This window comes from Mucilaginibacter agri, from assembly GCF_009928685.1.
GTDB classification, from domain to species: Bacteria; Bacteroidota; Bacteroidia; order Sphingobacteriales; family Sphingobacteriaceae; genus Mucilaginibacter; species Mucilaginibacter agri.
In genome coordinates, this window is the sequence record NZ_WWEO01000045.1 from 64,065 (window position 1) to 88,107 (window position 24,043).

Annotated in this window: 17 protein-coding genes and 2 tRNA genes; 10 read left to right on the forward strand and 9 right to left on the reverse strand. The window is 42.9% G+C overall.

The features are described from left to right. Positions 1–337: 337 nt before the first annotated feature. Genes GSY63_RS20375 through GSY63_RS20385 form a run of 3 tightly spaced genes read left to right on the forward strand, consistent with a single transcriptional unit; the run spans position 338 to position 4,779 of the window. A complete protein-coding gene (locus tag GSY63_RS20375) occupies positions 338–3,079 on the forward strand; it encodes a hypothetical protein (protein ID WP_208094621.1) in 2,742 nt (913 codons plus the stop codon). 18 nt (positions 3,080–3,097) lie between these two features. Continuing rightward, on the forward strand, positions 3,098–3,934 hold the full coding sequence (locus GSY63_RS20380) for a hypothetical protein (RefSeq protein WP_166587705.1): 837 nt from the start codon (positions 3,098–3,100) through the stop codon (positions 3,932–3,934). Beyond that, entirely contained in the window at positions 3,931–4,779 is an 849-nt protein-coding gene (locus GSY63_RS20385; RefSeq protein ID WP_166587706.1) for an alpha/beta hydrolase, read from the forward strand. Before GSY63_RS20380 ends, GSY63_RS20385 begins: the two co-directional genes overlap by 4 nt. Before the next feature lie 187 nt (positions 4,780–4,966). On the opposite strand, the gene GSY63_RS20390 is transcribed toward GSY63_RS20385, so the two are convergent. Further along, positions 4,967–8,407, reverse strand: a complete 3,441-nt coding sequence (locus GSY63_RS20390; RefSeq protein ID WP_208094622.1) for a patatin-like phospholipase domain-containing protein — start codon at positions 8,405–8,407, stop codon at positions 4,967–4,969. Positions 8,408–9,195: 788 nt separating this feature from the next. Here GSY63_RS20390 and GSY63_RS20395 point away from each other — a divergent pair. Further along, the gene (locus GSY63_RS20395; protein ID WP_166587707.1) at positions 9,196–10,407 is read left to right on the forward strand and encodes a peptidoglycan recognition protein family protein; all 1,212 of its coding nucleotides are present in this window, start codon (positions 9,196–9,198) and stop codon (positions 10,405–10,407) included. A gap of 154 nt (positions 10,408–10,561) precedes the next feature. On the opposite strand, the gene GSY63_RS20400 is transcribed toward GSY63_RS20395, so the two are convergent. From GSY63_RS20400 to GSY63_RS20410, 3 genes are all read right to left on the reverse strand, one after another. Further along, a tRNA-Leu gene (locus tag GSY63_RS20400) sits at positions 10,562–10,646 on the reverse strand. A 47-nt stretch (positions 10,647–10,693) separates the two neighbouring features. After that, a tRNA-Gly gene (locus GSY63_RS20405) sits at positions 10,694–10,766 on the reverse strand. A gap of 102 nt (positions 10,767–10,868) precedes the next feature. Next, positions 10,869–11,354 carry a regulatory protein RecX gene (locus GSY63_RS20410; protein ID WP_166587708.1) on the reverse strand — a complete coding sequence of 162 codons (486 nt, stop codon included), beginning with the start codon at positions 11,352–11,354 and terminating at the stop codon, positions 10,869–10,871. Between the two features lie 58 nt (positions 11,355–11,412). Between GSY63_RS20410 and GSY63_RS20415 the strand changes: the two genes are divergently transcribed. Continuing rightward, entirely contained in the window at positions 11,413–13,875 is a 2,463-nt protein-coding gene (locus GSY63_RS20415) for a bifunctional UDP-N-acetylmuramoyl-tripeptide:D-alanyl-D-alanine ligase/alanine racemase (RefSeq protein ID WP_208094623.1), read from the forward strand. A gap of 17 nt (positions 13,876–13,892) precedes the next feature. Continuing rightward, positions 13,893–14,483: a DUF502 domain-containing protein gene (locus tag GSY63_RS20420; RefSeq protein WP_166587709.1), complete on the forward strand. Its 591-nt coding sequence runs from the start codon at positions 13,893–13,895 to the stop codon at positions 14,481–14,483. Here the strand turns inward: GSY63_RS20420 and GSY63_RS20425 are convergent. The 4 genes from GSY63_RS20425 to GSY63_RS20440 form a co-directional block, all read right to left on the reverse strand. Then, positions 14,480–15,748: a TCR/Tet family MFS transporter gene (locus GSY63_RS20425; RefSeq protein ID WP_166587710.1), complete on the reverse strand. Its 1,269-nt coding sequence runs from the start codon at positions 15,746–15,748 to the stop codon at positions 14,480–14,482. The genes GSY63_RS20420 and GSY63_RS20425 overlap by 4 nt on opposite strands. A 34-nt stretch (positions 15,749–15,782) precedes the next feature. Next, positions 15,783–17,018 carry a TCR/Tet family MFS transporter gene (locus GSY63_RS20430; RefSeq protein WP_166587711.1) on the reverse strand — a complete coding sequence of 412 codons (1,236 nt, stop codon included), beginning with the start codon at positions 17,016–17,018 and terminating at the stop codon, positions 15,783–15,785. 221 nt (positions 17,019–17,239) lie between these two features. Then, on the reverse strand, positions 17,240–17,947 hold the full coding sequence (locus GSY63_RS20435; RefSeq protein WP_166587712.1) for an LOG family protein: 708 nt from the start codon (positions 17,945–17,947) through the stop codon (positions 17,240–17,242). Positions 17,948–17,967: 20 nt separating this feature from the next. After that, on the reverse strand, positions 17,968–19,452 hold the full coding sequence (locus GSY63_RS20440) for a sodium:solute symporter (protein WP_166587713.1): 1,485 nt from the start codon (positions 19,450–19,452) through the stop codon (positions 17,968–17,970). 107 nt (positions 19,453–19,559) lie between these two features. Between GSY63_RS20440 and recR the strand changes: the two genes are divergently transcribed. The 4 genes from recR (at position 19,560) to GSY63_RS20460 (ending at position 22,962) form a co-directional block, all read left to right on the forward strand. Next, positions 19,560–20,177 carry a recombination mediator RecR gene (recR, locus tag GSY63_RS20445; protein ID WP_166587714.1) on the forward strand — a complete coding sequence of 206 codons (618 nt, stop codon included), beginning with the start codon at positions 19,560–19,562 and terminating at the stop codon, positions 20,175–20,177. A gap of 6 nt (positions 20,178–20,183) precedes the next feature. Further along, positions 20,184–21,017, forward strand: a complete 834-nt coding sequence (locus GSY63_RS20450; protein WP_166587715.1) for a glycosyltransferase — start codon at positions 20,184–20,186, stop codon at positions 21,015–21,017. Beyond that, positions 21,001–21,816, forward strand: coding sequence for an SDR family oxidoreductase (locus tag GSY63_RS20455; RefSeq protein WP_166587716.1), 816 nt, complete (start codon positions 21,001–21,003; stop codon positions 21,814–21,816). Before GSY63_RS20450 ends, GSY63_RS20455 begins: the two co-directional genes overlap by 17 nt. Before the next feature lie 354 nt (positions 21,817–22,170). Beyond that, positions 22,171–22,962 (forward strand): hypothetical protein, encoded by a 792-nt coding sequence (locus tag GSY63_RS20460; RefSeq protein WP_166587717.1) that lies wholly within the window; start codon positions 22,171–22,173, stop codon positions 22,960–22,962. Between the two features lie 176 nt (positions 22,963–23,138). Here the strand turns inward: GSY63_RS20460 and GSY63_RS20465 are convergent, their stop codons facing one another. Next, entirely contained in the window at positions 23,139–24,026 is an 888-nt protein-coding gene (locus GSY63_RS20465) for a winged helix-turn-helix domain-containing protein (protein WP_166587718.1), read from the reverse strand. Positions 24,027–24,043 lie beyond the last annotated feature (17 nt).

A 24,043-nucleotide genomic window follows, 5' to 3' on the forward strand; every position in this document is an offset into this window, starting at 1 on the left:
TAATTGCTTGATTGAATACCTAAATTTTTTACAATGTTCTTGTCGCAATTATTTTTCACTACAAGATACTTTATTACGGACTCTAAAGAGCATCCATCATGATGGCTTGCCGTACGGAAGATGTTCGACAACGTTTATCAAACTTTTTGATTCCCGAAATTATTTTTGCCGGACGCTGATCGCCAAATTTAGGCTATAACTGCCTGTATTGCAACGACTGTTCTATACGCTCCCCTCAGCGGCTTGCGCAGTGATATTTGCAATGATCTATGGTTTTTTATTTCAACCTTAAAATACTATCGCCATGGCCCCCAAATTACTTTTATTTTATTTTTTGTTGGCTGGCCTGTTCATTACGGGCATCTTATCCAACAAGAACAGTTTCCTGCTAAAAACCCCCAATGCAGAAAGCGGGATAGTTTCGCTCGAACTCTGCCATTCTAACGCCGAACAAGCAGCCATTTTAAATGACTGGAAAAAGAATTGGGCTTATGTCCCAAAATATACAGTAGATTCAGTCTATACCCGTGAAAAGGTGTGTGCCCTGCCAACTGCGGTGCATAACATAAAAGTCGATTTCATTTTTATCTTTTTCTATGTCGGGTTATTTGTGTTCTTAATTTGGCGAAAGCAGGAGTGCTACGAAGGTTTTTTAAGTGCCCGCCAGGCTGTATCCCTTGTTTTTATCGCGGGCATGCTGGATATCGTTGAAAACATCTTTGCGCTGCTGTCTATACGGGAAATTGAACGCGGAGCCACCGAAAGCGGTCTCGCACTGTTGGTATTTATTCCGTCCCTTATCAAATGGCTCCTGCTTATTTTTAGTATTGCTTATTATTATTACAGAGTGCTCCGCCCGGCGATGAAGAAAAACCTCAGGATAATAAACTTTTATTTAAGGGCCTTTGCTTTACAGTTATGGCGATTTCGGATCGTAGTGATTGGTTTGTTGGTACTATTAGTCCTGATTAATTTCGTCGATCAATTTGCGGATCTCCTTGTATCCATAAATAGTTCACCTTGGGGCGTATTCTGGTTCATGCTCGCAATACTTGTTCATGCCGTGTTGAACTGGTATTTGCCGAAAGCCTATGATGACGCCCATGAGCGAAAGCGTGATTACGACTTTAAATCCGTTTATCAAAAAAGCCCTGATTATAAAAAACGAGTTACCCTAAAAACCTATCTAAGCAGGTTAATTGGATCGGCAACACTGATGGTCCCAGCTACAGGTATTCTGTCTGCCATGCAGTCTTATCATATCAAATATTTCTTAGACGGCATCCCGCCGATGGCCCTTTTCGTACTAATAATTTTCTTTTATATCGAAATACTCCGGTTCAAATTGTTAGATCGCATATTTTTCAAGAACAAGCAATTTAACGAAAGTCGATATTGGATATTATTCCTAATTGTTTTGTTGGGTGTAGCCTGGAGTTTCTACGCGGGCAACAAGCAACCATCATCGCTCATTCATATTGCCATTAGCCTTTTCGGATTATCTTTTCTCTTTTTGGTCACCGTTAATTATCGCGAAAAGTTCCAAAACAATATACCCTTTGTCCCCATACTTGCTTTCGTGAGTGTGGTCGTATTTGTCTTTTTTATCCTTTTTAATTTTCGTTTTTTTTCGTCACTGGTTACCAGGGAAGACCGTTTTTATTCTTTGCCATTTGTTATCAGTGGAATGGTATTTTATACCATTCTCAGTTCCGTACTACTACTCATCGGCCTTAAGTACAAAATTCAGCCAATTACCTTTTTTATGGTGATCACATTTATGATATCTTCCGCAACGATTTCCGATTTTCATAATGTAAGCCTTGTTGACCGGAAAGTAACGCCTGCAGTGGAGGAGGACAGCTTGCGAGTTTACGTGAGGGATTGGTTGAAAAGCCGCGAATCGGAAATAATGAAGCAAGATGACGTGGGTAAAGAATATCCCGTATTCTTTGTGAATGCCTTTGGCGGTGGTATCAAAGCCGCTGCCTGGACAACGATGGTGGTAGGCAGGCTAGATTCCCTCATGCTGCTCAATAGGGATAGCTCAACGGCAACACCGGATTTCCAGCATTATGTATTCTCTTATTCTGGTGCATCCGGAGGGACTATCGGACTATCATTGTTGGCCGCTTCAAGATTGAAACATGTTGGGCATCCGGATTCGGACACCGTATTTGTTAACGATAAAACACAACTCAAATTCTATGGGCATGATTTTCTGACGAATGACCTGGTAGGCATTCTCGGACGTGACTTTTTAATGGGATCGTTCGGGCTTAACCTTTACGCCGACCGTGCTAAAGTTACTGAGGAAGCATGGGAAGCATATGGTTACCCTTCGGGGCTTGCATACGATACGGTTTTGCGTACGGCGTGGAAGGATAAACGTAAAGAGGTTCCGCTCTTCGTCTCCAATACTTACGACATTAATGATGGTGTCAAAGCTATACTGGCACCGGTAAAGCTAGATACGATGGATTTTCCCGGAGTTCTTCTGATACAAGATTTAATTAAAAACAAAGATATCCATCTGAGTAGCGCAGCCTTCTTGAGCGCGCGCTTTCCCTTTGTAAGCCCCACCGGAAAATTTAATGAGCAACATCATTTTACAGATGGCGGTACCGTTGAGAACTCAGGAGCGGAAACTTCCCTGCAGCTTATCAGGGTTTTTCGTTCTGTTTTGGACACGTTGAAAAAAACTAACCCGGCTTATAGCCGGGTCCACATCTCTATTCTATCCATTCCAAACAGTATTGCGCCCATGGACTCGGTAGAACGCACAAAAAATCTTTACGAGACCAGCGCACCATTGCTGGGTATTTTAAATACCATTAGTGGCAATTCGATCAAGGCCGATATCACAAATAAATACCTCGCCGGTCAACAGGGGTGGAGCTATTACTACGTCAGGCCTAATGATCTGAAGATCTGTAATGGAACAATTCACCCTGTGCTGCCTTTGGGTTGGCAGATTTCCGACTTTGCTTTAGATATGATGCTGGCCTCGGTTAAGCGAAAGGATACTGACCTTACAAAGATTCAGCAATATTTCTTAACAAATTTTAGTAAGTATTGATCCCTAAATCTATATGCAATGAACTTAATGATCATATTGGAAGTAACAAATTTACGTTTATTTAAAGGCGAACATGTATTGGAAATGTTTAAGGGATGGCCGCTCGCCATGCTGGCTGCGTCACTAACAGTTGGTGTGTTTACTACAGGTATTATTGAGGCACTTAAGCGATGGCAAAGGAAAAAGAATTTTGAAAAATGGGTTAAAGGTTGGCTAGAAAAAGGAAGTGTATTGGATGTAATTCCTAGCGACAATAGCATGGAGGGTACCACAGTTGAAAACCCATTATCGTCTGCGCCGGAAAAGCCTAAGCCGAGTTTTGATCTTAAGAGTGTACTTGCCCAGTTAGCATTGCTGACTACTGGAGGCAACGAGAAGGCACTTTATCACTTGCCCATTGAAAATCTTTGTGGTCAATTAGCCATCGCAGCACAGGCGGCTATGGAATACCCGGAAACCTATAAAGCTTTGTTAGGTGCTTTTATTAGTCATCAGGTTGACCAGAAAAGTCTTAATGAGGATTGGAAGACGGTAGTTGAATTTAATAGAACCCTGAACTCATTAAAAACAGAAAGCAATAACAATTATAACGAGGCGAGGAATAAGATCAACAATTATATTCAACGTAACATCGATGGCTTACAGATCGATATTTCTACAAAATGGCTAAACTTCCTTTGGCTTAGTTGCTTGTCTTGTAGTGTAATTTTGGCTGCTGTGCTCGGTTTTTTTGCTTTTGGTTGGGCGGATTGGCTTACATGGTTGGTGGTTACGATAATTGTTGGTTATGAAGGGGCGTTTTTATCGATAGTGATAAGGGGCATTTTGAAACGCTTAGAAAAGAGTAATGTATGAACATTGGGATAAGGCAAAACAAATCCCTTGAAATAAAGCGGGAGCGGGGGATTGGAGCATACACAGCGGTAAATGCGGAGGGGTTGTGGCCTGCTTTTGAAAATGATTTGGTTATTCTGGTTCATGGTTTTAACAACGATCGGAAAAGCGCGCAGGGTGTATACGACAAGCTGCTCTCAAACTATCGAAATTCGGGCGTGCCCGAACGTTATCTGAAACGGATTGTGCCCTTCTTCTGGCCAGCGTATAGAGATTGGGTAATTAAAGGCGCAAGTTACTCCACTATGATTGGTGATACCATTGCCATGTCATTCAAATTGGCGGAATATCTCAACATTTCGTTTCTCAACAACCGAAGGCTGCAAATTACCTTTATTGCCCATTCACTTGGCTGCCGCCTTGTTTTGGAAGCGATGACAAAAATCCTCACTCCCCAGATCCAGAATGTGAAACATACCTGCCTTCTGGCAGCTGCAGTACCAATCAGTTTATTCGGCAAACCATCGGGCAATCTTTATCCCTTAACAAACACAAGTTTGAAATTTTCGGGGATTGCTTCCAGAGCGGATTGGACACTGGCTACCCTTTTCAGACTTGGCGGGCTGTTATCCGCCGATGGAACGGCATCCCGGGCGGTGGGTTTTGATGGCAAACCAGAACACTTATGGACCGATGGTTGTGAGCACTTGCGGATCGGTCATACCAGGTATTGGGGAAATATGCAGGTTGCTCAATTTGTTGCGGGAAAAATCAATATGCCCGTAGCCAGGTCAATACGCCGGAATGATTTATTCGCTAATGAATTTTCTATTAATACAATTGGCAAAAGGGAAATTGGAGAATAGTTTTATAATGCTTTCAAACTATTATCAATTAGCGTTACTGTTGGGCCTAATGCGTTGTTGGTTTGATGTTCTCGACAGGGTAGAAGGCGGGTTGTCCTCGAATGCTCCGGCGGTTCAGATTTTCCAGACAATAATGCGATGCTGCGGCAATCACTGACGCGCTTATACCAAGGCGAAAACGGATTGATCAAAGCGTTCCCAGGAAATCAGTAAACATTTTCCATTGAAATTTTAACTTTTTATCTTTCAAATATTTGGCTTGAGTTGTTTGGCTGTTTTTCCAAGTGGGTATTACACCTGGAAAATGCAGGTCATCAATGTCGCTTATAGATAAATATCCCAATTTACGATAGCTTTCGAATTGGGCTTCATCGAAAAACTGGTCGCCGGTGGATTGCTGCGGGAAAGTTTTATTTACTTTCGAGTACTGACGGACATCGACAGTCTCCTGCCCATTTATGGAGGTTTTGATATAAATGAGTGTTCCTACAGGTCCATCCTTACCAGGATATTTGATCTGACCCTGTGCCACGTGTTTCGAATCTTTTCCTCCTTCTACAATGGCTTTCAAATCCAGCGTTATCTCCACGCCAAAATCAATCCTGCAGCGTCTGATGGCATTGCCAAGGCCTTCACAGGACGCGTCATCATCCTGTTCGCCGTCCCCTAAAATAATATAAGTACAACGGCGCCTGACCAGTTCATAGAGGCCCATGTTATCAAAATGGCCACCATCCGAAAGACAAACATAATCCGTATTAATGTCCGATTTACCCATGAGGTCTTTAATCAGATACAACAGGCCCCAGGATGGGTCTGAATTTTGCCATGCATTTTTCCGCGGATTGCCGATCCACCAGCCGAGTCGTATGTTAAACAACGTCAACAGAAATGCTACTGAAGTTGAAGAATGGTAACCCCAGTTGGGATTAACAGCAGCGCCGGAAATGGCCATAGCCGTTCCCAATGTAGGCCCGCCGTTTGGATTTGAAAATTGTTCCGTTGGTCGGTAGCCATATTCATAAACATGGTCGATATTATACGTTGCAGACCGGGTGGGGCTAAAGTCAAATCCGCAATATAGAGGTGAAAAGATAAATGATTCTGCCATTCGGTCCTGCCGGTCAAGCGCGGAGACCACTGTGGCATTCAATGCAGTATTGATGATTGGAAAGGGCCCCTGGTATCCCTCGGCTGCTCGAAAGGAGGAAAGTAGCAGGTCATCATTTGTATCGAAGCCGGTGAAAGGATTCGCCGTTTTTACACGGTCTTCACGGGTGCGGGTTGCACCCAGGTATGCTCTGGTCAGGCGGTTCCTGTAAAAATGATGCAGTGAAAACTCGTTCACGCCTATACGCCAGCTCAGGGCCAGGGTAAGCACCAGGAGCACGCCCGTTTCGCCCACGTTAAACCATTCGTGGGAATTGGCCGAAAAATCTTTTGGACACAAGTTCCTAAGCTGGCCGGTAATCCAGGAACCGATCAGAAGAAACCCGATCATGAAAATATAAGGGACAAGCTTAACGAACAGAGCTGTTGTGTTTTTTTGGGTTTCTGGATTTCCCTCCTTAGACTCAAATGCCTTTTTTACACCCCATCCAACAATTGCCGCCCACCCTCCCCAGGCGGCAACTAATGCCTTAGAGGCTGCGGGGTAGAGGTCTGGCAAAACCAGCGCGGCTAAGCTAACCAATATCCAAATAAGCACAAAGCGGTGCACGAGGCCGCCAATGCGGCCCCACCATTCCCGGCGGTAATCAGGAAATAGATTACCCATGATGGCCATGCGTACGATCACCGTTAAAGCCAGCACTTCCAAAATAATAGGCAAACCGAGCACTAAAGCCGCTTTGTTAGCATCGATCAACCCAAATAAGCATACTCTCGATTTTATATATTGAATCAACACCCAGGCAAGACCAAGAAAAGCGACACATGCCAGCGACGCAATAATCGAAGAACAGATTACTGCCCACCAGATTTTTTTTCTTAGTATTTCATCCATGGCAATTTCTTCAGTCGTTCTGGTGGCAGAAAGTACCGTTGCCCTGCCTGCGCCTCTTAAGTCCTCCCGCTTATGATAGTTGCCAAATGCTGCCAGCATAATGAAGCAAATAAAACACGAAACGCCCGTCGGCCATATAAGCTTGAGTTTGTTTACGAGATCAAGCTCTTGTGTTGTGTAACCGTAAAACCAAATGCTGATGATCAAGCCAAATATAGCTGCCCAAGCCATTAAAAAACCGGGAATACGCTTTGCCGATTGCACCAATCTGGTTTGGTACAATTTGATAAGTTCCCAATATCTGCGTCCAACTTCTTCTCCTCTTTGCAATTGCGCCGGTTGAAATGAACGCATAGCGAGTGCGACGGCGATAGATCCCGGGAATAATATCAAGAAGCTCCAGATAAGCGATTTCCAGTTACTAAACCTTGGTATGTGATCGTGAACTAAATGCAACCAACCCTGGTACAAATTAAAGATAAACGATAGCGTGCTAAGCAAAATAAGTAAAAGGACAAATTGGTTGATCAGGGTGTTCCGCAACCAGGTCATTCCAGAAGCCCAGGCATCGGCCGACATAATACTAACATTTGGTGATAAATAATTACTGAACATGCGCAGCCACCGTATAGGCCTCACCTCATCGGCTAAAGGGTCTGCTGATGTGTCCGGGCATAACCTGTCGCCCACTTTGCTTATCGAGGTCGCTCTCTTGATCCACGACTCCAACCAGGTGCCGATGTAGCCGCCGCCGGAAACTGTTGACAAATAATCAAAATGATGGAGCAAGCCCAGCTCTGCTAATTTTTGAATAATTCCCAGGTTGAAAGTTGCGGAACGGATACCACCGCCCGAAAATGCAAGGCCCATCAGTTTCATATCAACAGCCCGTTTGATCGGGTCGAAATTAGCAAGGGGCGCCGCGTCAGGATTTTCGGAAGAAGTTTTTTCTTCAGTTTTTTTTACCCCACGCCCCGAAGCCCAAAGATCTTTCTGTCTCGCTAGTCTTAAGTTTTCAATTTCCAGAAGTTCGTCTCCAAAAAAGGTTTCAAAGGGTAATGCAAGCCCTTGTTTTTTAAGTTTTGCCAGAAGCTTTGCATCATCTAATAAAAGCTCTTGCACCTCATCGGTATGATTAGTCCACCAGAGCTCATGCTTTTTCTTGTCTTTTTGATTTAATAAACTGTTTTCTGTAGGTTGGTATACCTGGTACAAACCAATATTTTCCTGGTCTTTTTTACCATCTGCAATTGCCATGATAACTTGTAATGGCATATATTCCAAATGCATGGCCAACGTGTTACGCTCGGCTGCTTGCCCAAACAAGATTTGGCGTAATTTTCGCCGCCAGAAGAATGGCGAATGGTATAAAGGGGCGCATTGACTATCCCAGTCCATATTTGCAACCGGTATCCATTTTAATAGCCTGATAACTACCTCAAAATATTTGTTCGTGATCTTGTGCTGGTCAAACCTGCCTTTGCTGATCCAGATTAAATCATTAATCCGTGCTTTATGGCTGCTGGTTAGTTCGATCCCGTTAAAATTTTCTAAATTTAATTTATTCCAACGCTCTGGTTGTAGCAATGTTTTTGCCACAGGAGGTGTTTGGTTGTACTTCATAATGTCCTGCAAAAGAACGATATATGAAGTTGTTTCTGCGGTAAGGTCAGTTACGATGTCCATATAATAGCTATTAAGGTCTAATGTTACTTGGTTGAAATCGTAAGCATTAATTGCTTGTGGAGATTAAAAGACGATTACTGATTACTATTGTGGAGCGGCTAAAAAGAGTATATCAAATGGGGGAGACTATAAATATAATTGTTATTTGACTGAGACGCAATGCTTTGTCATTTTTTTTGAAGATCGTTTTAACTTTTGTGGTCCGCCTGGCAATTATTTAAAAAGTTGTAGTGTCCAAAGTGGTTTTTTTTTTTGAGTTTGGGGGGATGCGGGAATGCGAGGTCTGTAAGATTTACACCACATTTGGGCCTTTACCGGGAATATGACGATTATAGCTAAATCCTGGCACGTATAACTTCACAGAGATCCCCTTTTCGAATGGCATGCAATTAAATAATAATTTGCTATCTTTAAGTATGCATGAGAGTGGGCCTCCTTTGAACTTCTGTTGAAAGCTGGCTGTGTGGGCATTACTGAACCTAAAATCAAGAGTAGATGTGTTTTTTTGTTGATTTTAAATAAGCCCGAAAGGCCCGGGTAATCGCGATGACGCAAGATCGGCAGGAGCGAAAAAAATGTTAGCTCGCTACCTGAGATTCACCAATGCTGCTTAACACTGATGTGATTAGCTAAACTGAATTCCCCTTAATCGATGGCTAAATCACCCTCAGTTAAAGAATAGACGTTAAGAGAACGCTTTATAAGAAAAAACAGATGGTAAGGATATGGCCGAGCATTTGGATTCTGAACTTGTTACGCAGCTTAAGAAGCTTATAGAAAAACTTGACAAACCTAAAAAGGACATTTATACCTGGGTAGGGTTGGCAACTTCATTCTTTTCTACTGTGGTGATAGCCGGGTTAAGCCTGTATTTTTCTAATAAGGAGTCTGCCAGAAGTTATGAATACAACATCAGGCAAATGGAAATGCAAAAAGCCGCCAGTAGTCAGCAACTCGAATTACAGAAGGCCAACCTGAAGCTGGAAGAAATGAAGGTACTCAATAGTCTAATACCTGCAATTTCCAGTAAAAACATTTCGGAAAAGGTTGCCACCCTTAATTTACTCAAGGCTTTCAATGTTCCTTATAATGCCACTGGTGTAACCAAAGTTACAGATAAAAAGGAGCCAGTTAAAGGTTCTGGTGTGCTCATCGCTGAGAATAAAGACAATAATGTCTTTTTAGCAACCAACAAGTTTTTAGAACTGCTGCTGGCAACAGCACAATCGCCCGATAAGTCTACGTCGAATAGACAGGAGGCTTTACTAAAAGCAAGTAAGCTCCTGATGTCGCACAAAACCACTCCGCAATTAAAAGATAAAGCAATTTCGGTTTTTACTACTATCGCGGCTTCCGCCAATGAACCCGCTGCTTTAAAGCAAACGGCTTTCGATATTCTCAAAGACATCAAAAATATCCCTTATGAACAACTTGCGCCAATGATATTAAAGGAAAATATCACCAGGCAAATAAATACTATTATTATACATCACACCGGCGCTCCGTTCTCATTGAGTAATTATTCTGCGGATAAAATCTTTACCATAGCTAATTTTCAAAAAAGTGAATTGAAATGGAATAAAGCTTCCTGGCATTACCTTATAGCGCCGGATGGAACTGTGTGGACGGGGGTTGATCTTAATTTATCAGCGATTCATGCCGGGAGATTTAACAAGGCTTCCATATCGGTTTGTTTTTATGTTGACGGAGAGAAGGAATTGCCGACAACTGCCCAAATGTCTACGTTCAGAAACCTAACAAATTTGCTAACAACGAAGTTCAAATTACCTGCAGATTCCATTATACCCCACCGGAATTTGCCGCCGCATTTTAAATCTTGTCCTGGAAAATTAATTACCGATACATTTCTAAAAGATCAGCTTACCTCATCTAATTTAGGGGGTAAACGTTCTCGTCAGGTATCCCTACTTTACTAATTTTTTTGATCAATTTTTTCGGTTTAAACGTTGGTCTGGTCGATAATTGATCTTACGCTGTAAAGGTGATAATGACCGTTTTTGACGATTTAGGCGATTTCGGCGAATGGCTTTAAAACAAAAAAGCCTCTAAATCAATGATTTAGAGGCTTTGTACTCAGAGCGGGAATCGAACCCGCACGCCTTTAACGGGCACAGGATTTTAAGTCCTGCGTGTCTACCAGTTCCACCATCTGAGCAGGTGTCTACCTTTTAAAAACAAATCCTTCCGGGGAAGGATTGTTAGAGCGAAAGACGAGATTCGAACTCGCGACCCCGACCTTGGCAAGGTCGTGCTCTACCAACTGAGCTACTTTCGCATGTGGTATTTGTCGTAACAAATACCGTTTCGTTTTGGTGATGCAAATATAGGGAGATTTAAAAGTTCTGCAAGGGCTTCTTAATTTTTTTTTAAAAGTTTTTTATAAGTCGCTGTTTTTCATCACAGATAAAATTAAATCGTACTCAAATCCGCGCCCTAAAGCATATTGCGTAACCTTGTAATCGCGCTTAAAAGTGTCTTTCTCCGTTGTTTCGCGTGTTTTTTTCGCTATTACCTTTTTTAATATCTCTAAGTAATCGTCGTAATCTAAACTCAGTAGCGCCTTCTTTATTAACGGTTCAGATACTCTTTTAAACTTTAAACCTTGTTTTATTTTGCCTTTGCCCCAGTGTTTCAGGTTCATTTTTCCGCGCGCATAGGCAGTGGCAAAGCGTAATTCGTTTAAAAAGTTAGTCTCTACCAGTTGAGTAATTACACGTTCAACGGCATCAGGGTATAGTCCCCACTCGTATAGTTTGTCGCGTACTTCCTGCTGCGAGCGTTCCTGGTAAGCGCAGTAATGTTCGGCCTTGGTTAGTGCAACTTTTTCATCAGTTATCTTTTTTCGCGGTTTCGGCTCATCCATCAAAACTAAAGTAATCTAAATTTCTTCTATTGGCATAAATATCTTCAAATTAGTGCCCATGCTAAGCAGCCTGTATTCCATTAAAGAAGTTAAGCAAATTATTAATGCCCATGGCCCCATTATACGCGAAGCCACGGTAAGCGTGCTGATAACAGATAGCCGCCGGATTATTAACCCTGCCGAAGCTCTGTTCTTTGCATTAAGCGGTAGACGAGATGGTCACGATTTTATTCCGGAGGCCTACAATGCAGGTGTACGCAGCTTTGTTGTAGAACGCGAGCCTGCCGAGCGTTATTCGGGCTCTAATTTTTTGGTGGTGGAGAATGTGCTGGCCGCCCTGCAAACCTTAGCAGCATACCACCGTGGCGAATTCGACCTACAGGTGATTGGCATTACCGGAAGCAACGGTAAAACGATAATTAAAGAGTGGTTGTATCAGCTGCTGGCCGCCGATAAAAACATTGTACGTAACCCTAAAAGCTATAATTCGCAGGTAGGGGTGCCGCTTTCGGTATGGCAAATTAATAAAGAACACGACCTGGGGATTTTCGAGGCGGGTATCTCCACCGTTAACGAAATGGATGCGCTGGAAAAGATGATCGAGCCGCAGATCGGGATCTTTACCCACATTGGGTCGGCTCACGACGAAGGTTTTGCCAGCCGCCGCGAAAAGGTACTGGAAAAGCTAAAACTGTTTAAGCATTCGGAAATATTGATCTATAATTACGATCAGTTTATTGACTATAAAAAAGACATCCTGACCCCAAAGAAATTTACCTGGAGCCAGAAGTTTAAAGAAGTAGACCTGTACGTTTTCAGTGAAACTATTATAGCCAAGAAGTTTTATTTGCGGGCAAAGTATAAGGGGCAGGAGATAGAGTGTTTGATCCCTTTTTTAGATCAGGCTTCGATAGAAAATGCCATTGTTTGCTGGGCCACTATGCTGGCGATGGGCTACGACCCGGTTGAAGTTGATAACCGTTTGGAGCATCTGACCGCTGTGAGCATGCGCCTGGAGTTAAAAACCGGAATAAACGATTGTACTATTATCGACGATTCGTATAATTCCGACATCCAGTCGTTAGAGATTGCGTTGAACTTTTTGAACCAGCAGAATCAGCACCAAACTAAAACGCTCATCTTATCAGATATTTTTCAATCCGGGTTACAACAGAACGAGTTATACAAGCGCGTTGCAGCGCTGGTTAAGAATCATAAAATAGATAAGCTGATCGGGGTGGGTGAGGGTATTTCAGCTCATCAGGAATACTTTGACATCTTAAAAAAGCATTTTTATCCGGATACTCAATCGCTCCTGAAGCAACTGGACAGCCTCGAGTTTAGTGGCGAAACCATCCTGATCAAAGGTTCGCGAACATTCGAGTTTGAGCGGATCAGTAAGGCGCTTTCACAAAAGGCGCACGAAACACTGATGGAGATCAACCTCAATGCCATGATTGATAACCTTAATTTTTACCGATCGAAACTGCTGCCCGGCGTTAAGGTAATGGTAATGGTAAAGGCGTTCTCGTACGGAAGCGGCACTTTCGAAATTGCAAACGTGCTGCAATATGCCAGGGTTGATTACCTCGCGGTAGCTTATATTGATGAAGGCGTCGCCCTGCGCGATAGCGGTATCACCCTGCCCATTATGGTGCTTAACCCCGAGGCTTCGGCTTTTGATAAAATGGTGGCCCATGATCTTGAACCCGAGTTGTTTAGCTTTAACCAGCTCGACGAATTTGTGAAGTTTGCTTACCAGAATAACTTAAGCGATTACCCGGTGCACTTAAAAATAGATACCGGCATGCACCGATTAGGATTCGAAGGCTTTGAGATTGAAACCCTTTGCGATTTTCTGGAAGAGATCAAATACATCAAAGTTAAATCGGTGTTTTCGCACTTAGCGGCTAGTGGTTCGCCTGAGCATGATGCCTTTACCTTAACCCAAATGAAACGCTTCGAAAAGGCTTACCTGCAAATAGAAGAAGCTTTAGGCTATAAATTTATCAGGCATATTTCTAATACTTCGGCCATTATACGTTGGCCTATGGCGCAGTATGATATGGTGCGCTTGGGCATTGGTTTATATGGTATAGATGCCGCCGTGCCAGATCATTTAAACGGCCTGCAGTCCATCGCCACGTTGAAGACCAGCGTATCGCAGGTGAAGAAAATTCCTGCAGGAGAAACCATAGGTTACGAACGTTTAGGTAAACTGAACAAAGACGGTAAAATTGCAACCGTACGCATCGGGTACGCCGATGGCTATCTTCGCGCTTTCGGTAATGGCGTTGGCAAAATGCTGGTTAAGGGCACCTGGGTACCTACTGTAGGTAACATTGCTATGGATATGTGTATGATAGACGTGAGCGACGTTGATATAAAGGAAGGCGACGACGTAATTGTGTTTAACGACCGGCAGGCTATAGAGGCAATGGCTAAACAAATTGGCACCATACCGTACGAAATCTTAACAAATATTTCACAAAGGGTAAAAAGAGTGTACTTTTATGAGTAGAAACATTTGCCCCCGCCATGAACAGAATTGCCCGCGCTATACTTAATCTTTTTATTAAAGGTTTGCTTGTGGTTGTGCCCCTTGGGCTGGCCTGTTTTTTAATTTATTGGGCGGTGGCTGGTATAGATAAGGCGCTGAATTTGAGCGATCTGCTATGGGTAAACCCTAAAACAGGTAAGCCCATCTACATACCTGGTATGGGTATTCTGAGTGTTACGATTTTCATATTTGTAGCGGGCCTTATAGTAACCACGGTAATTACCGATCCGATAAAAAGGTGGTTTGGCAGGTGGCTAAACAGGCTGCCGCTATTCAAGTTTCTATACTCTTCAATCAAAGATCTTACCGAGGCTTTTGTAGGCGAAGAAAAGAAGTTTAACGAACCTGTTTTGGTTGACATGAATGGTAGTAAACGTATAGGCTTCCTCACCCAAAAAGACCTGACAACACTTGGTTTACCTAATGAGGTTGCGGTTTATTTCCCGTGGTCGTACTCTTTCGCGGGACAGGTAGTTATTGTACCGGCCGATAAGGTTAAACACATAGATAAGAGCGCTGCCCAGATGATGAAATTTGTGATTTCGGGTGGTGTTACGGGTTTGGATTAGTCGGTTATTGGGGTTGGATTCTTCTCCAATAACAAAGCCTTTTCTCGTTGATTTTTGAAACTCCGGATCGCGATAAACATACTAATCAGCATCAGTATTGAGCCTAACAAATACGGTGCGCCCGGAAAATAGAGCGAGCCATCTTTCCTGGTGAAATGATGGAAGATAGAAGTCATTAATAGCGGGCCGATGATCGTGGTAACACTCACTAAACTGGTTAAAGCACCCTGTAGTTCGCCTTGCTCGTTGGCTGCTACTTTTTCGGTAATAATACCTTGTAATGCGGGACCGGAGATACCGCCGAGGCAATAGGGAATCATAAACAGGTACATCATCCAACCGTAGCCCGCAAAGGCAATTAATACCAACCCGACGGCGTAGAACATAATTCCAGCCACTATACTTCTTTTTTGACCAAATTTGGGGATGATAATGCGGATTAACCCGCCTTGTATCGATACCAATAGTACACCTATAAAAATCCCCAAACTACTGATGCTGGGTAATGTCCATTGAAATTTTTCGATAAGATAAAAGGCCAGCACACTTTCAACCGCCTTTTGTGCAATGTAAACCAACGTAAAAGCGCTGATCAGTCCCGCAAGCACAGGGTAAGCATTTAGTCGAATCAATGACCCAACCGGGTTTGCCCGCTTCCAGTTAAATGCACGGCGATGTTCTTTAGGTAATGATTCGGGGAGTACAAAGTAACCGTAAATAGCGTTTAACAGGGCTAACCCCGCTGCCACCATAAAGGGTATTTTAAGGCCTACAGCGCCAAGGTACCCACCTAAGCCAATGCCAAGGATAAAGCCAAGCCCGGATGCTGCGCCTACTAAACCGAAGTTCGCGGCACGCTTGTCGCCAGTACTAATATCGGCAATGTAAGCGGTGGCGGTGGTAGTACTGGCTCCTGCAATACCTGCTATAAAACGGCCCACAAAAAGCCAGGCAATGGTAGGGGCAAAGGCCATAAAAAGATAATCGATGCCAAAACCAAATAGCGAGCCCAACAGAACCGGCCTGCGGCCAAAGCGGTCGCTAAGGTTACCCAATATTGGCGAGCATATAAACTGCATTAATGCATATACAAAGGTTAGGTAACCGCTGTATTGCGTAGCCGTGCTAATATCGGCGTGGATCAACTGCTCCAGCAGTTTGGGCAGTATCGGGATGATGATACCTAAACCAAGCACATCAATAAAAACAGTAACAAATATGAACCCTAATGCAGCGGGTCTTTTTGGCTCAGTTTGATTATCCATACCGCAAATACAACAACAAAGGGCGTTAAAGTTTTTACTCTACAGTAACTTTTTGGCGGGCACGTTTAAAATTGCGAACGGCCAGTAATGTACTTGCCAGCATCAATATAGAACCCATTAAGAATGGGGCTCCTGGAAAATGCACTGGCGCACTTTTGCCGGTAAACCAGGCAAAAAGGGTAGTCATTAACGGCGGACCAACTATAGACGTTACGCTCATTAAGCTGGTTAAACCACCCTGAAGTTCGCCTTGTTCATTAGCGGGGATCTGAGTGCTGATCAGTCCCTGCAAAGCCGGGCCTGCAATACCTCCTAGGCAGTAAATTGCGAGAATGGCAAACATCATCCAACTGTGTGTGGCAAAAGCAAACAGGCATAATGCAATGCTGTATAAGAGCAGCCCGAGCACAATGCTTTTCTTTTGACCTAGTTTTGGAATGGTAACTCTAATTAATAAACCTTGAACCAGTCCTGAAAGTAAGCCGACCAATCCTAACGAATAACCAACCAGCGCCTCGTTCCATCCAAAGCGCGACATAGTAAAAAACGTCCAGGTGCTTTGCACGGCGTGGGCAGCAATATAGATCAATACCAGCGAGCCAATTAAACCGCTCACTTCCGGATGCTTTTTCAATTGCATTAATGAGCCAACAGGGTTAGCACGCTTCCATTCAAACGGTCGACGGTTTTCGGGAGCCAGGGATTCTGGCAGAATAAAGAAACCGTATATGGCATTCAGCAAAGCCAGGCCTGCTGCTGCTAAGAATGGTAATTTGGTGCTATATTGACCCAACACACCACCCAATACCGGGCCTATAATAAATCCGATACCAAAGGCTGCGCCGATAATACCGAAGTTCTGTGCGCGTTTTTCTGGTTCGCTGATATCGGCAATATAGGCCGATGCGGTGGTGAAACTTGCACCTGTAATACCGGCAATAATGCGCCCTACGAATAACCACCAAACTGTTGGCGCAAAAGCCAAAAAAGTATAATCTATAGCAAAACCCATTAACGAACCTAACAATACCGGCCTGCGGCCGTACTTATCGCTTAGGTTTCCTAAAACCGGCGCAAACAGAAACTGCATAAAAGAATAAGCGAACGTCATCCACCCGCCGTAGCGTGCAGCATCGCTTAAATTACCGTGTATGAGGTGTTCTAAAAGCTTGGGTATAACCGGGATGATAATACCAAAGCCGGTAATATCGATCAATAGGGTTACGAAGATAAAGCCAAGTGCGGCCTGTCGCTTGGGTTGCTCGGACATGCGTTTATTAGTTATTAGGTTATTGGTTATTAAGTTAGGCGCTAACTATTTTAAAACGTGAAAATAGCAATAACTTAATAACCAATAACTATCAACTTTAATAATCTCGTCATGCCGAACTTGTTTCGGCACCCCACGTGCCAGGTATAGTACGCAAGTTTAAGACCTGTCCTATGGGTTCCCGAAACAAGTTCGGGATGACAGGTCTGGAAATCAACTAATTAAAAGTTCGGTTTCAACATGTATTTCTGGTAGAAACGTAAGATGTGGTCAACTGCCTCTTCAGGGGTGTCTACCACCCGGTATAAGTTCAGGTCGTCGGGGTTAATGTTGTGTTCGTCATTCAACATTTTCGACTCTACCCAGTCAAACAAACCTTTCCAGTAATCAGTACCCACAAATACAATCGGGAAGCGGGCAATTTTACCGGTTTGGATCAATGTTATCGCTTCGAAAGATTCGTCCATAGTACCGAAACCGCCCGGCAGGATGATAAATCCCTGTGAATACTTCATAAACATTACCTTGCGGATAAAGAAGTAATCAAACTCCAATAGCTTATCGCGGTCGATGTATTTGTTGTGGAACTGCTCAAATGGCAACTCGATGTTTAAACCTACCGATTTACCGCCAGCTTCGTAAGCACCCTTGTTGGCTGCTTCCATTACACCGGGGCCGCCTCCAGATATTACACCATAACCATGTTCGGTTAATAAACGCGCCGTATCCTCGGCCATTTTGTAGTACTTGTTCTCGTTTTTGGTACGTGCCGATCCAAAGATGGATACGCAGGGGCCAATTTTGGCCAGTTTCTCAAACCCGTCAACAAACTCGGCCATAATCTTAAAGATCTGCCATGAGTCTGTAACTTTAATTTCGTGCCAGTCTTTGTTGGTAAAGGCTCTTCTTATTTTTTCGTCGCCTGTCATATCGCTCTAAGTAGAAATTATTAAACTACTGCTATTTTATGTTTGGCCTTTGAGGTTAGCAGCAAGCCGACAAAGGTAATTAATCCGTTTACAATAATAAGTTCGTTATCAAAAACATACCCCCCTAACAAGCGCTTTGATTCGGTGCTTAGGAAGAAACAAATTGCCGGTGAAATTAAGCAGATAAAAGGTACCAGCTTATCAGCCACCTGGCGGTTCTTCAACAATAAACCAAAGGCATACAAGCCTAAAAGCGGCCCGTAGGTGTATGATGCAATTTTGAAAATAGCGCTCACTACAGCATCGTTGTTAATGGCATTAAACAAAATGATGGTTAAAAACATCAGCCCTGAAAACGCGATGTGTACATAATGCCGCATGGCCACCATTTGTTTGCTGTTGGTATCGTTACGCTTGTTAAAGTTTAAAAAATCGATACAGAAAGAGGTAGTTAAAGCCGTTAAAGCCGAGTCTGTAGTGGCAAATGTTGCAGCCGTAAGGCCCAGCATAAATACAATGGCCGGCAAGGTGCCCAGATAATTTAGGGCGATAGTAGGGTACAGGTAATCTGTTTTAGCTACGGTTACATTGTTCTGGGCTGCATAAATATAAAGCAATGCACCAACACTCAGGAAAAACAGGTTAATCACCACAAAAATACTGGTGAAGCTGAACATGTTTTTCTGCGCTTCGCGGATGTTTTTTAAGCTCAGATTCTTCTGCATCAAGTCCTGGTCGAGACCTACCATGGCAATGGTAATAAACATGCCGCCAAAAAACTGCTTGCCAAAATGGAGCTTGCTGCCGGTAAAATCGTCGAGGAAGAATATTTTAGAGTAGTTGCTGTTTTTTACGGTTTCGAAAGCTTGTATCACGTCAAGGTTGAGACTGCGACATATAAAGAAGATCGACAGAAAAACCGACGTTACCAGAAATAATGTTTGCAAGCTATCGGTAATAATAATGGTTTTTAAGCCGCCTTTATACGTGTAAGACCAGATGAGCACCAGGCAGATTAGCACGGTTACTGCAAAGGGCACATGATAGGCATCGAAGATAAATTTCTGCAAAATAATTACAACCAGGTACAATCTGAAGGCCGAACCAATAGTACGGCTAACTAAAAATATACCTGCGGCAGTTTTATAACTCCATTTGCCCAATGCGCTTTCTATATAGCCGTAAATAGAGGTAAGCTGCATGCGGTAATAGAGCGGGAGTAGCACCAAGCAGATTACTACGAAACCGGCGGCGTTGCCCAACACAAACTGAAAATAAGCAAACTGATCGCCGGACGGGGCGCCCACTTTGCCGGGTACCGATATAAAGGTTACCCCGCTTAGCGCAGTGCCTATCATGCCGAAGGCTACCAGATACCATTTAGAGTTACGGTTGGCCACAAAAAACGTATCGTTATCTGATGTGTTTTTGGTGGTTAAGAATGAAATTAGTACCAGTACTAAGAAGTAACCAATTATAAATAAGAGCAATACGCCGGGGGCCATAGTATTTTTTTGAATTAATAAATATACGTTTGTAAAACGCAAGGCGAAAGATAGGCTGTTGACCTTATCCTGACAAGAAATCGAGCGCTTTTTTTTAAATTTGAGCTATGAATTTTTCCTCCAAATTGTTAGAAAATGCTGTTGCCGAATTCTCGAAGCTGCCTGGTGTTGGGCAAAAAACTGCTTTGCGTTTGGTGCTGCATTTACTTAACCAGGAAAAAGATGAGGTAGAGCGCTTCGGCTCGGCTATTGTGAAACTGCGCAACGAAATATTGTTTTGCAAGGTTTGCAATAATATATCAGACCAACACACCTGCGAGATATGCACTTCGCACAAACGCGACCGCAGTACAATTTGTATAGTAGAAGATACACGCGATGTAATGGCCATCGAAAACACCAACCAGTTTAACGGCGTGTACCATGTTTTAGGTGGTTTAATTTCGCCAATGGATGGCATTGGACCTGCGGACCTTGAAATAGATTCACTGTTAACCAGAATAGCCCCCGGCGAGGTTAAAGAGGTGATATTTGCGTTAAGCGCCACCATGGAGGGCGATACCACTATATTTTATTTAAATAAGAGGCTAAAAGATTTCAATATAAATATCTCAACCATAGCCCGTGGCATAGCTTTTGGGGGTGAGTTGGAGTACGTGGACGAAATTACCTTAGGACGGTCAATTGCAACCCGCGTGCCCTACGAAAATTCACTGTCGAGATAAGAGCGTATGAAGGTATCTGTGATTCTGGTTAGCCACAATATGTGCAAGCTGCTGCGTCAAACATTAGGCGCGTTATCCCAATCCATCAAAAATATTGAGGCTGAGGTTATCCTGGTTGATAATTGTTCGGACGATCAGACCATTGAAACTGTTATGAAAGAGTTTCCGAATGTAAGGTTAACAACGGCAACAGTTTGTAAAGGATTATCGCGCTCTATTAATCAGGGTATAAAAATGGCAAGCGGCGAGTATGTTTTACTGCTGAGCCCCGATGTGATTACCAAAACCAAAACAATTAAGAACGCCGTTGATTTTATGGATGCACACCCCTTAGCCGGTGGTGTGAGCGTGCGTATGCTTGATGCCGAAGGCAATTACATGCCCGAGTCTAAAAAAGTGCTTCCACGCACTTGGGTTACCTTTTTTAAAATGACGGGCTTGCTTAAACAGTTTTCTAAATCACGTCTTACAGAGCACTATACCGCCCGCCACGACGATGAGTTTGATACCACCGAAACCGATGTTTTAAGTGATAAATTTATGCTGATAAGACGTAGCGTGATCGATAACGTAGGATTGCTCGACGAGCGCTTTATACGCTACGGCGCTAATATCGATCTGTCGCATCGCATCCGTTTGTCGGGATTCAAAAATTATTATTTCCCCAAAACATACATCATTAATTTACAACACGACCGCTTAGAAAAATTAAGCTGGGAGCACTTGAAAAGTTTTTACGGCGCGATGTTTATATTCGCGGTAAAATATATATTCAGGTTGCCTGCCATGCACGTAAAGCCAGTGCAGGACCTGTACCCGGCTTATGAATTTAAAGGATAAAATTGTTGTAATTACCGGCGCATCGTCGGGTATAGGCAAGGCGCTGGCCTTGGAGTGTGCTGCCCGTGGCGCTAACTTGGTTTTGGCTGCACGCCAGTACGTTACCTTGTGCGAGATATCGCAAAACATCGAAAAACAATACGGTATTAAGGCAGTAGCTGTGCAGTGCGATGTAAGCATTGAGGCTGATTGCGAACACCTCATCAAACAAGCCATAGTAACTTTTGGAAGGGTAGATGTGCTGGTAAACAACGCAGGTATCTCTATGCGTGCCTTGTTTAAAGATGTTGATCTGGGTGTAATCCGTTCGTTAATGGATGTAAACTTTTGGGGCACTGTTTATTGCACCAAGTATGCTATGCCTGCTTTGTTAGAATCGAAGGGCACGGTAGTAGGGGTGTCATCTATAGCAGGTTACAAAGGTTTACCTGGCCGTACAGGTTATTCTGCCTCAAAATTTGCCATGAATGGTTTTCTTGATGCCTTGCGTGTAGAAAATCTCAAAACCGGTGTGCATGTAATGACAGCCTGCCCGGGTTTTACCGCATCAAACATCCGTAATACTGCCCTCAACAAAGCAGGCATTTCCCAAGGCGAAAGCACCCTCGACGAGCAAAAAATGATGTCGGCAGAAGAAGTGGCTAAAAACATAGCCGACGGTATTGTAAACCGCTCACGCACCCTAACCATGACTGGGCAGGGTAAACTGGCCGTTGCGCTAAGCAAGTTTTTACCGGGATTATTGGATAAACTGGTTTATAATACGTTTACTAAAGAGAAAGATCCGCTGTTGAGGTAATTTGTTAACGGAGGAGCTGGAATTACCAGTAAATTTCGACAAAAGGTCTTGGAGATTTAACTGATTTAAAAAGGGGTTTTCACTGTTATTTTTGTTTGCTTTTTAAATAAGTGAGTGCAAAGCGCTGCTATAAACTCTCTTTTAAACCAGCGGTATTTTTTAGGATAGCCACTATTTTCATAAATACTGACTTATCCATAATGGTGCGGCGTGAACTCGGAAGGTTTGCTAAATACGATATTTTAGATCTTTTTTTAGATTGTGTTGATAATCAGGTTTTTGTACTTTGTTTTCTCGTTTTGTTTCTGTAATATTATTTAAAGTTAGGTAGCTCACGTTTGAAACTAAAGCTAAATGGAAAATATAAAATCAGGATCCAAGGGAGAAGGATTGTATTTAAAAATAGGGCTGGCTATTTTTTCATTTCTATTGGGACTATTGGCTACTTTCGTGAATAAAATATATTCCGAACAAAAGACCGCTTTGGCATATAATATTATCGTAGAACCCCTAATATCAATCAAACCTGGACTTCAAAATCAAAATACGATGGGGCTGTTAAATAAGTCTCTGTTTCACGTAAAGATCGAAAACGTCGGGGACTTGCCGGTTAAAAATTTTGCATTTAGATTGGTGTTCAATAAAGAATCGAATTTAGCCTCAACTTCGATTAGTACAGATCCAATTCGCGAAGTACCTTATCACATTGATAACAATGGAGTTACTAAGAACGAGTTACGCCTCTCAAATATCACGCTTGATTTGCAGCAATCTGTTACAACAAACATTATGGTTGAGTCTGTAAGCGAACCCACTATCCAAGCCATACCTAATACAGTTAATAGTGGCCATGTGGACTGGTTAAAAGCTTCTTCCTACAGCAACTTTTCATTGGCTTACAGTATTCTTTCGGTAGTTAGGAAATATATCTACGCTTTAGTAGTTCCCGGCCTCATAACTGCTTTGCCAACAGCAATAGCATTATTCTTTTTTGGAATTGTTCAAAAGGATGAAAAGACCTATACGAGAAGATATACAATTGCAATTTCTTCAGCTCAAGCGATATCGACGATAGTTAGAGTTGTTTTGTATTTCAGTTTAATCCCAGATTTAGCTTTTATAATCAAACACTATTTTGGTAGTTAAATTCAGTTTTAGCAGTGCGTCTATCAGACTTCTCCGCGTTACAAAAGGGCGAAAAGTTTTTCTTAGTAATTGCAGTGCGCGGATTCCATTCCCGCTCTGCATACAAAGCCTCGATACTAATATTGAGGCTTTGTAATTTATAGCACTCAAATCTTATTTTTCTGAAAACAAGGTTTTTATCCAACCTCAAGCTTATATCCCTTGCTGCGTATAACAACAATGTTGACATTCGGATCGGGTTCCAGTTTTTTTCTGAGTTTTGATATAAACATATCCAGGCTGCGTCCTACAATAACACCTTCATCTTCCCAGATCTCTTTTTGCAGCCGGTTTCTTGCTATGGTCTCGTTAGGAGATAATGCCAAAATCCGCAGTATACGCGTTTCTGTTCCGGTCAGGTCTATGATATTTTCATTTATCGTCAGTTGCCGATTCTTCACATCAAACAGCAACGAGCCCAATGTTAACATGTCGGTGTTTTGATCAGCAGGTGCAACTCTTCCCGGTTTAGCCGATCTCAAAAAAATAAAACCAACAAATGCTAAAAATGGCAGGCCGCCCAGAAGGTATTTGTACTTTGTCGTATTTATTCCTGTCGGTTTAAATTTGATATTGATCAGGTAAGATGCTTTCGGTTGCTTTCGGCCTTTACATGCTACAATATCATCTTTTTTATTTCCAGATATAGCAAAGCCATAGGCTACACTGGCGTCGCCAACGTTCAGCACATTAACAACATAATCATGTGTAAGCGGGTCTTTGGCTAACAAGCGCCGGGTGGTATTAACGAGGGAGTCTGGTTGAAAAGTAAGATCATTTTCAAACCTGATCTGGTATTCGTTTTTTGCAATCTTTTTTACGGGCAGCACTCTCGATGTCGGGTCGCCTGATTGTGAAAGTAGTTCATCTCCTATCCTGCGAAGTAAAACTTCCCTTCTGGCAATATCAAAGTCGTCATCGCCGGTAATACTAAAAGCCACACACACTACGGATAAAAACAAGAGTATTATCGACCCGAACAGGTATTTGTGTTTTCCGGCGATGAATTCTCGGCTAAGATGCATAGCGTCAGGTTTTTATT

Bases quoted from the DNA above. Each gene is read 5' to 3' on its own strand.
- GSY63_RS20460 (WP_166587717.1), top strand. From the start codon at position 22,171: ATGGAAAATATAAAATCAGGATCCAAGGGAGAAGGATTGTATTTAAAA.
- GSY63_RS20450 (WP_166587715.1), top strand. From the start codon at position 20,184: ATGAAGGTATCTGTGATTCTGGTTAGCCACAATATGTGCAAGCTGCTG.
- GSY63_RS20385 (WP_166587706.1), top strand. From the start codon at position 3,931: ATGAACATTGGGATAAGGCAAAACAAATCCCTTGAAATAAAGCGGGAG.
- GSY63_RS20380 (WP_166587705.1), top strand. From the start codon at position 3,098: ATGAACTTAATGATCATATTGGAAGTAACAAATTTACGTTTATTTAAA.
- GSY63_RS20440 (WP_166587713.1), bottom strand. From the start codon at position 19,452: ATGGCCCCCGGCGTATTGCTCTTATTTATAATTGGTTACTTCTTAGTA.
- GSY63_RS20430 (WP_166587711.1), bottom strand. From the start codon at position 17,018: ATGTCCGAGCAACCCAAGCGACAGGCCGCACTTGGCTTTATCTTCGTA.
- GSY63_RS20395 (WP_166587707.1), top strand. From the start codon at position 9,196: ATGGCCGAGCATTTGGATTCTGAACTTGTTACGCAGCTTAAGAAGCTT.
- GSY63_RS20465 (WP_166587718.1), bottom strand. From the start codon at position 24,026: ATGCATCTTAGCCGAGAATTCATCGCCGGAAAACACAAATACCTGTTC.
- GSY63_RS20435 (WP_166587712.1), bottom strand. From the start codon at position 17,947: ATGACAGGCGACGAAAAAATAAGAAGAGCCTTTACCAACAAAGACTGG.
- GSY63_RS20410 (WP_166587708.1), bottom strand. From the start codon at position 11,354: ATGGATGAGCCGAAACCGCGAAAAAAGATAACTGATGAAAAAGTTGCA.
- recR (WP_166587714.1), top strand. From the start codon at position 19,560: ATGAATTTTTCCTCCAAATTGTTAGAAAATGCTGTTGCCGAATTCTCG.
- GSY63_RS20415 (WP_208094623.1), top strand. From the start codon at position 11,413: ATGCTAAGCAGCCTGTATTCCATTAAAGAAGTTAAGCAAATTATTAAT.
- GSY63_RS20420 (WP_166587709.1), top strand. From the start codon at position 13,893: ATGAACAGAATTGCCCGCGCTATACTTAATCTTTTTATTAAAGGTTTG.
- GSY63_RS20455 (WP_166587716.1), top strand. From the start codon at position 21,001: ATGAATTTAAAGGATAAAATTGTTGTAATTACCGGCGCATCGTCGGGT.
- GSY63_RS20425 (WP_166587710.1), bottom strand. From the start codon at position 15,748: ATGGATAATCAAACTGAGCCAAAAAGACCCGCTGCATTAGGGTTCATA.
- GSY63_RS20390 (WP_208094622.1), bottom strand. From the start codon at position 8,407: ATGAAGTACAACCAAACACCTCCTGTGGCAAAAACATTGCTACAACCA.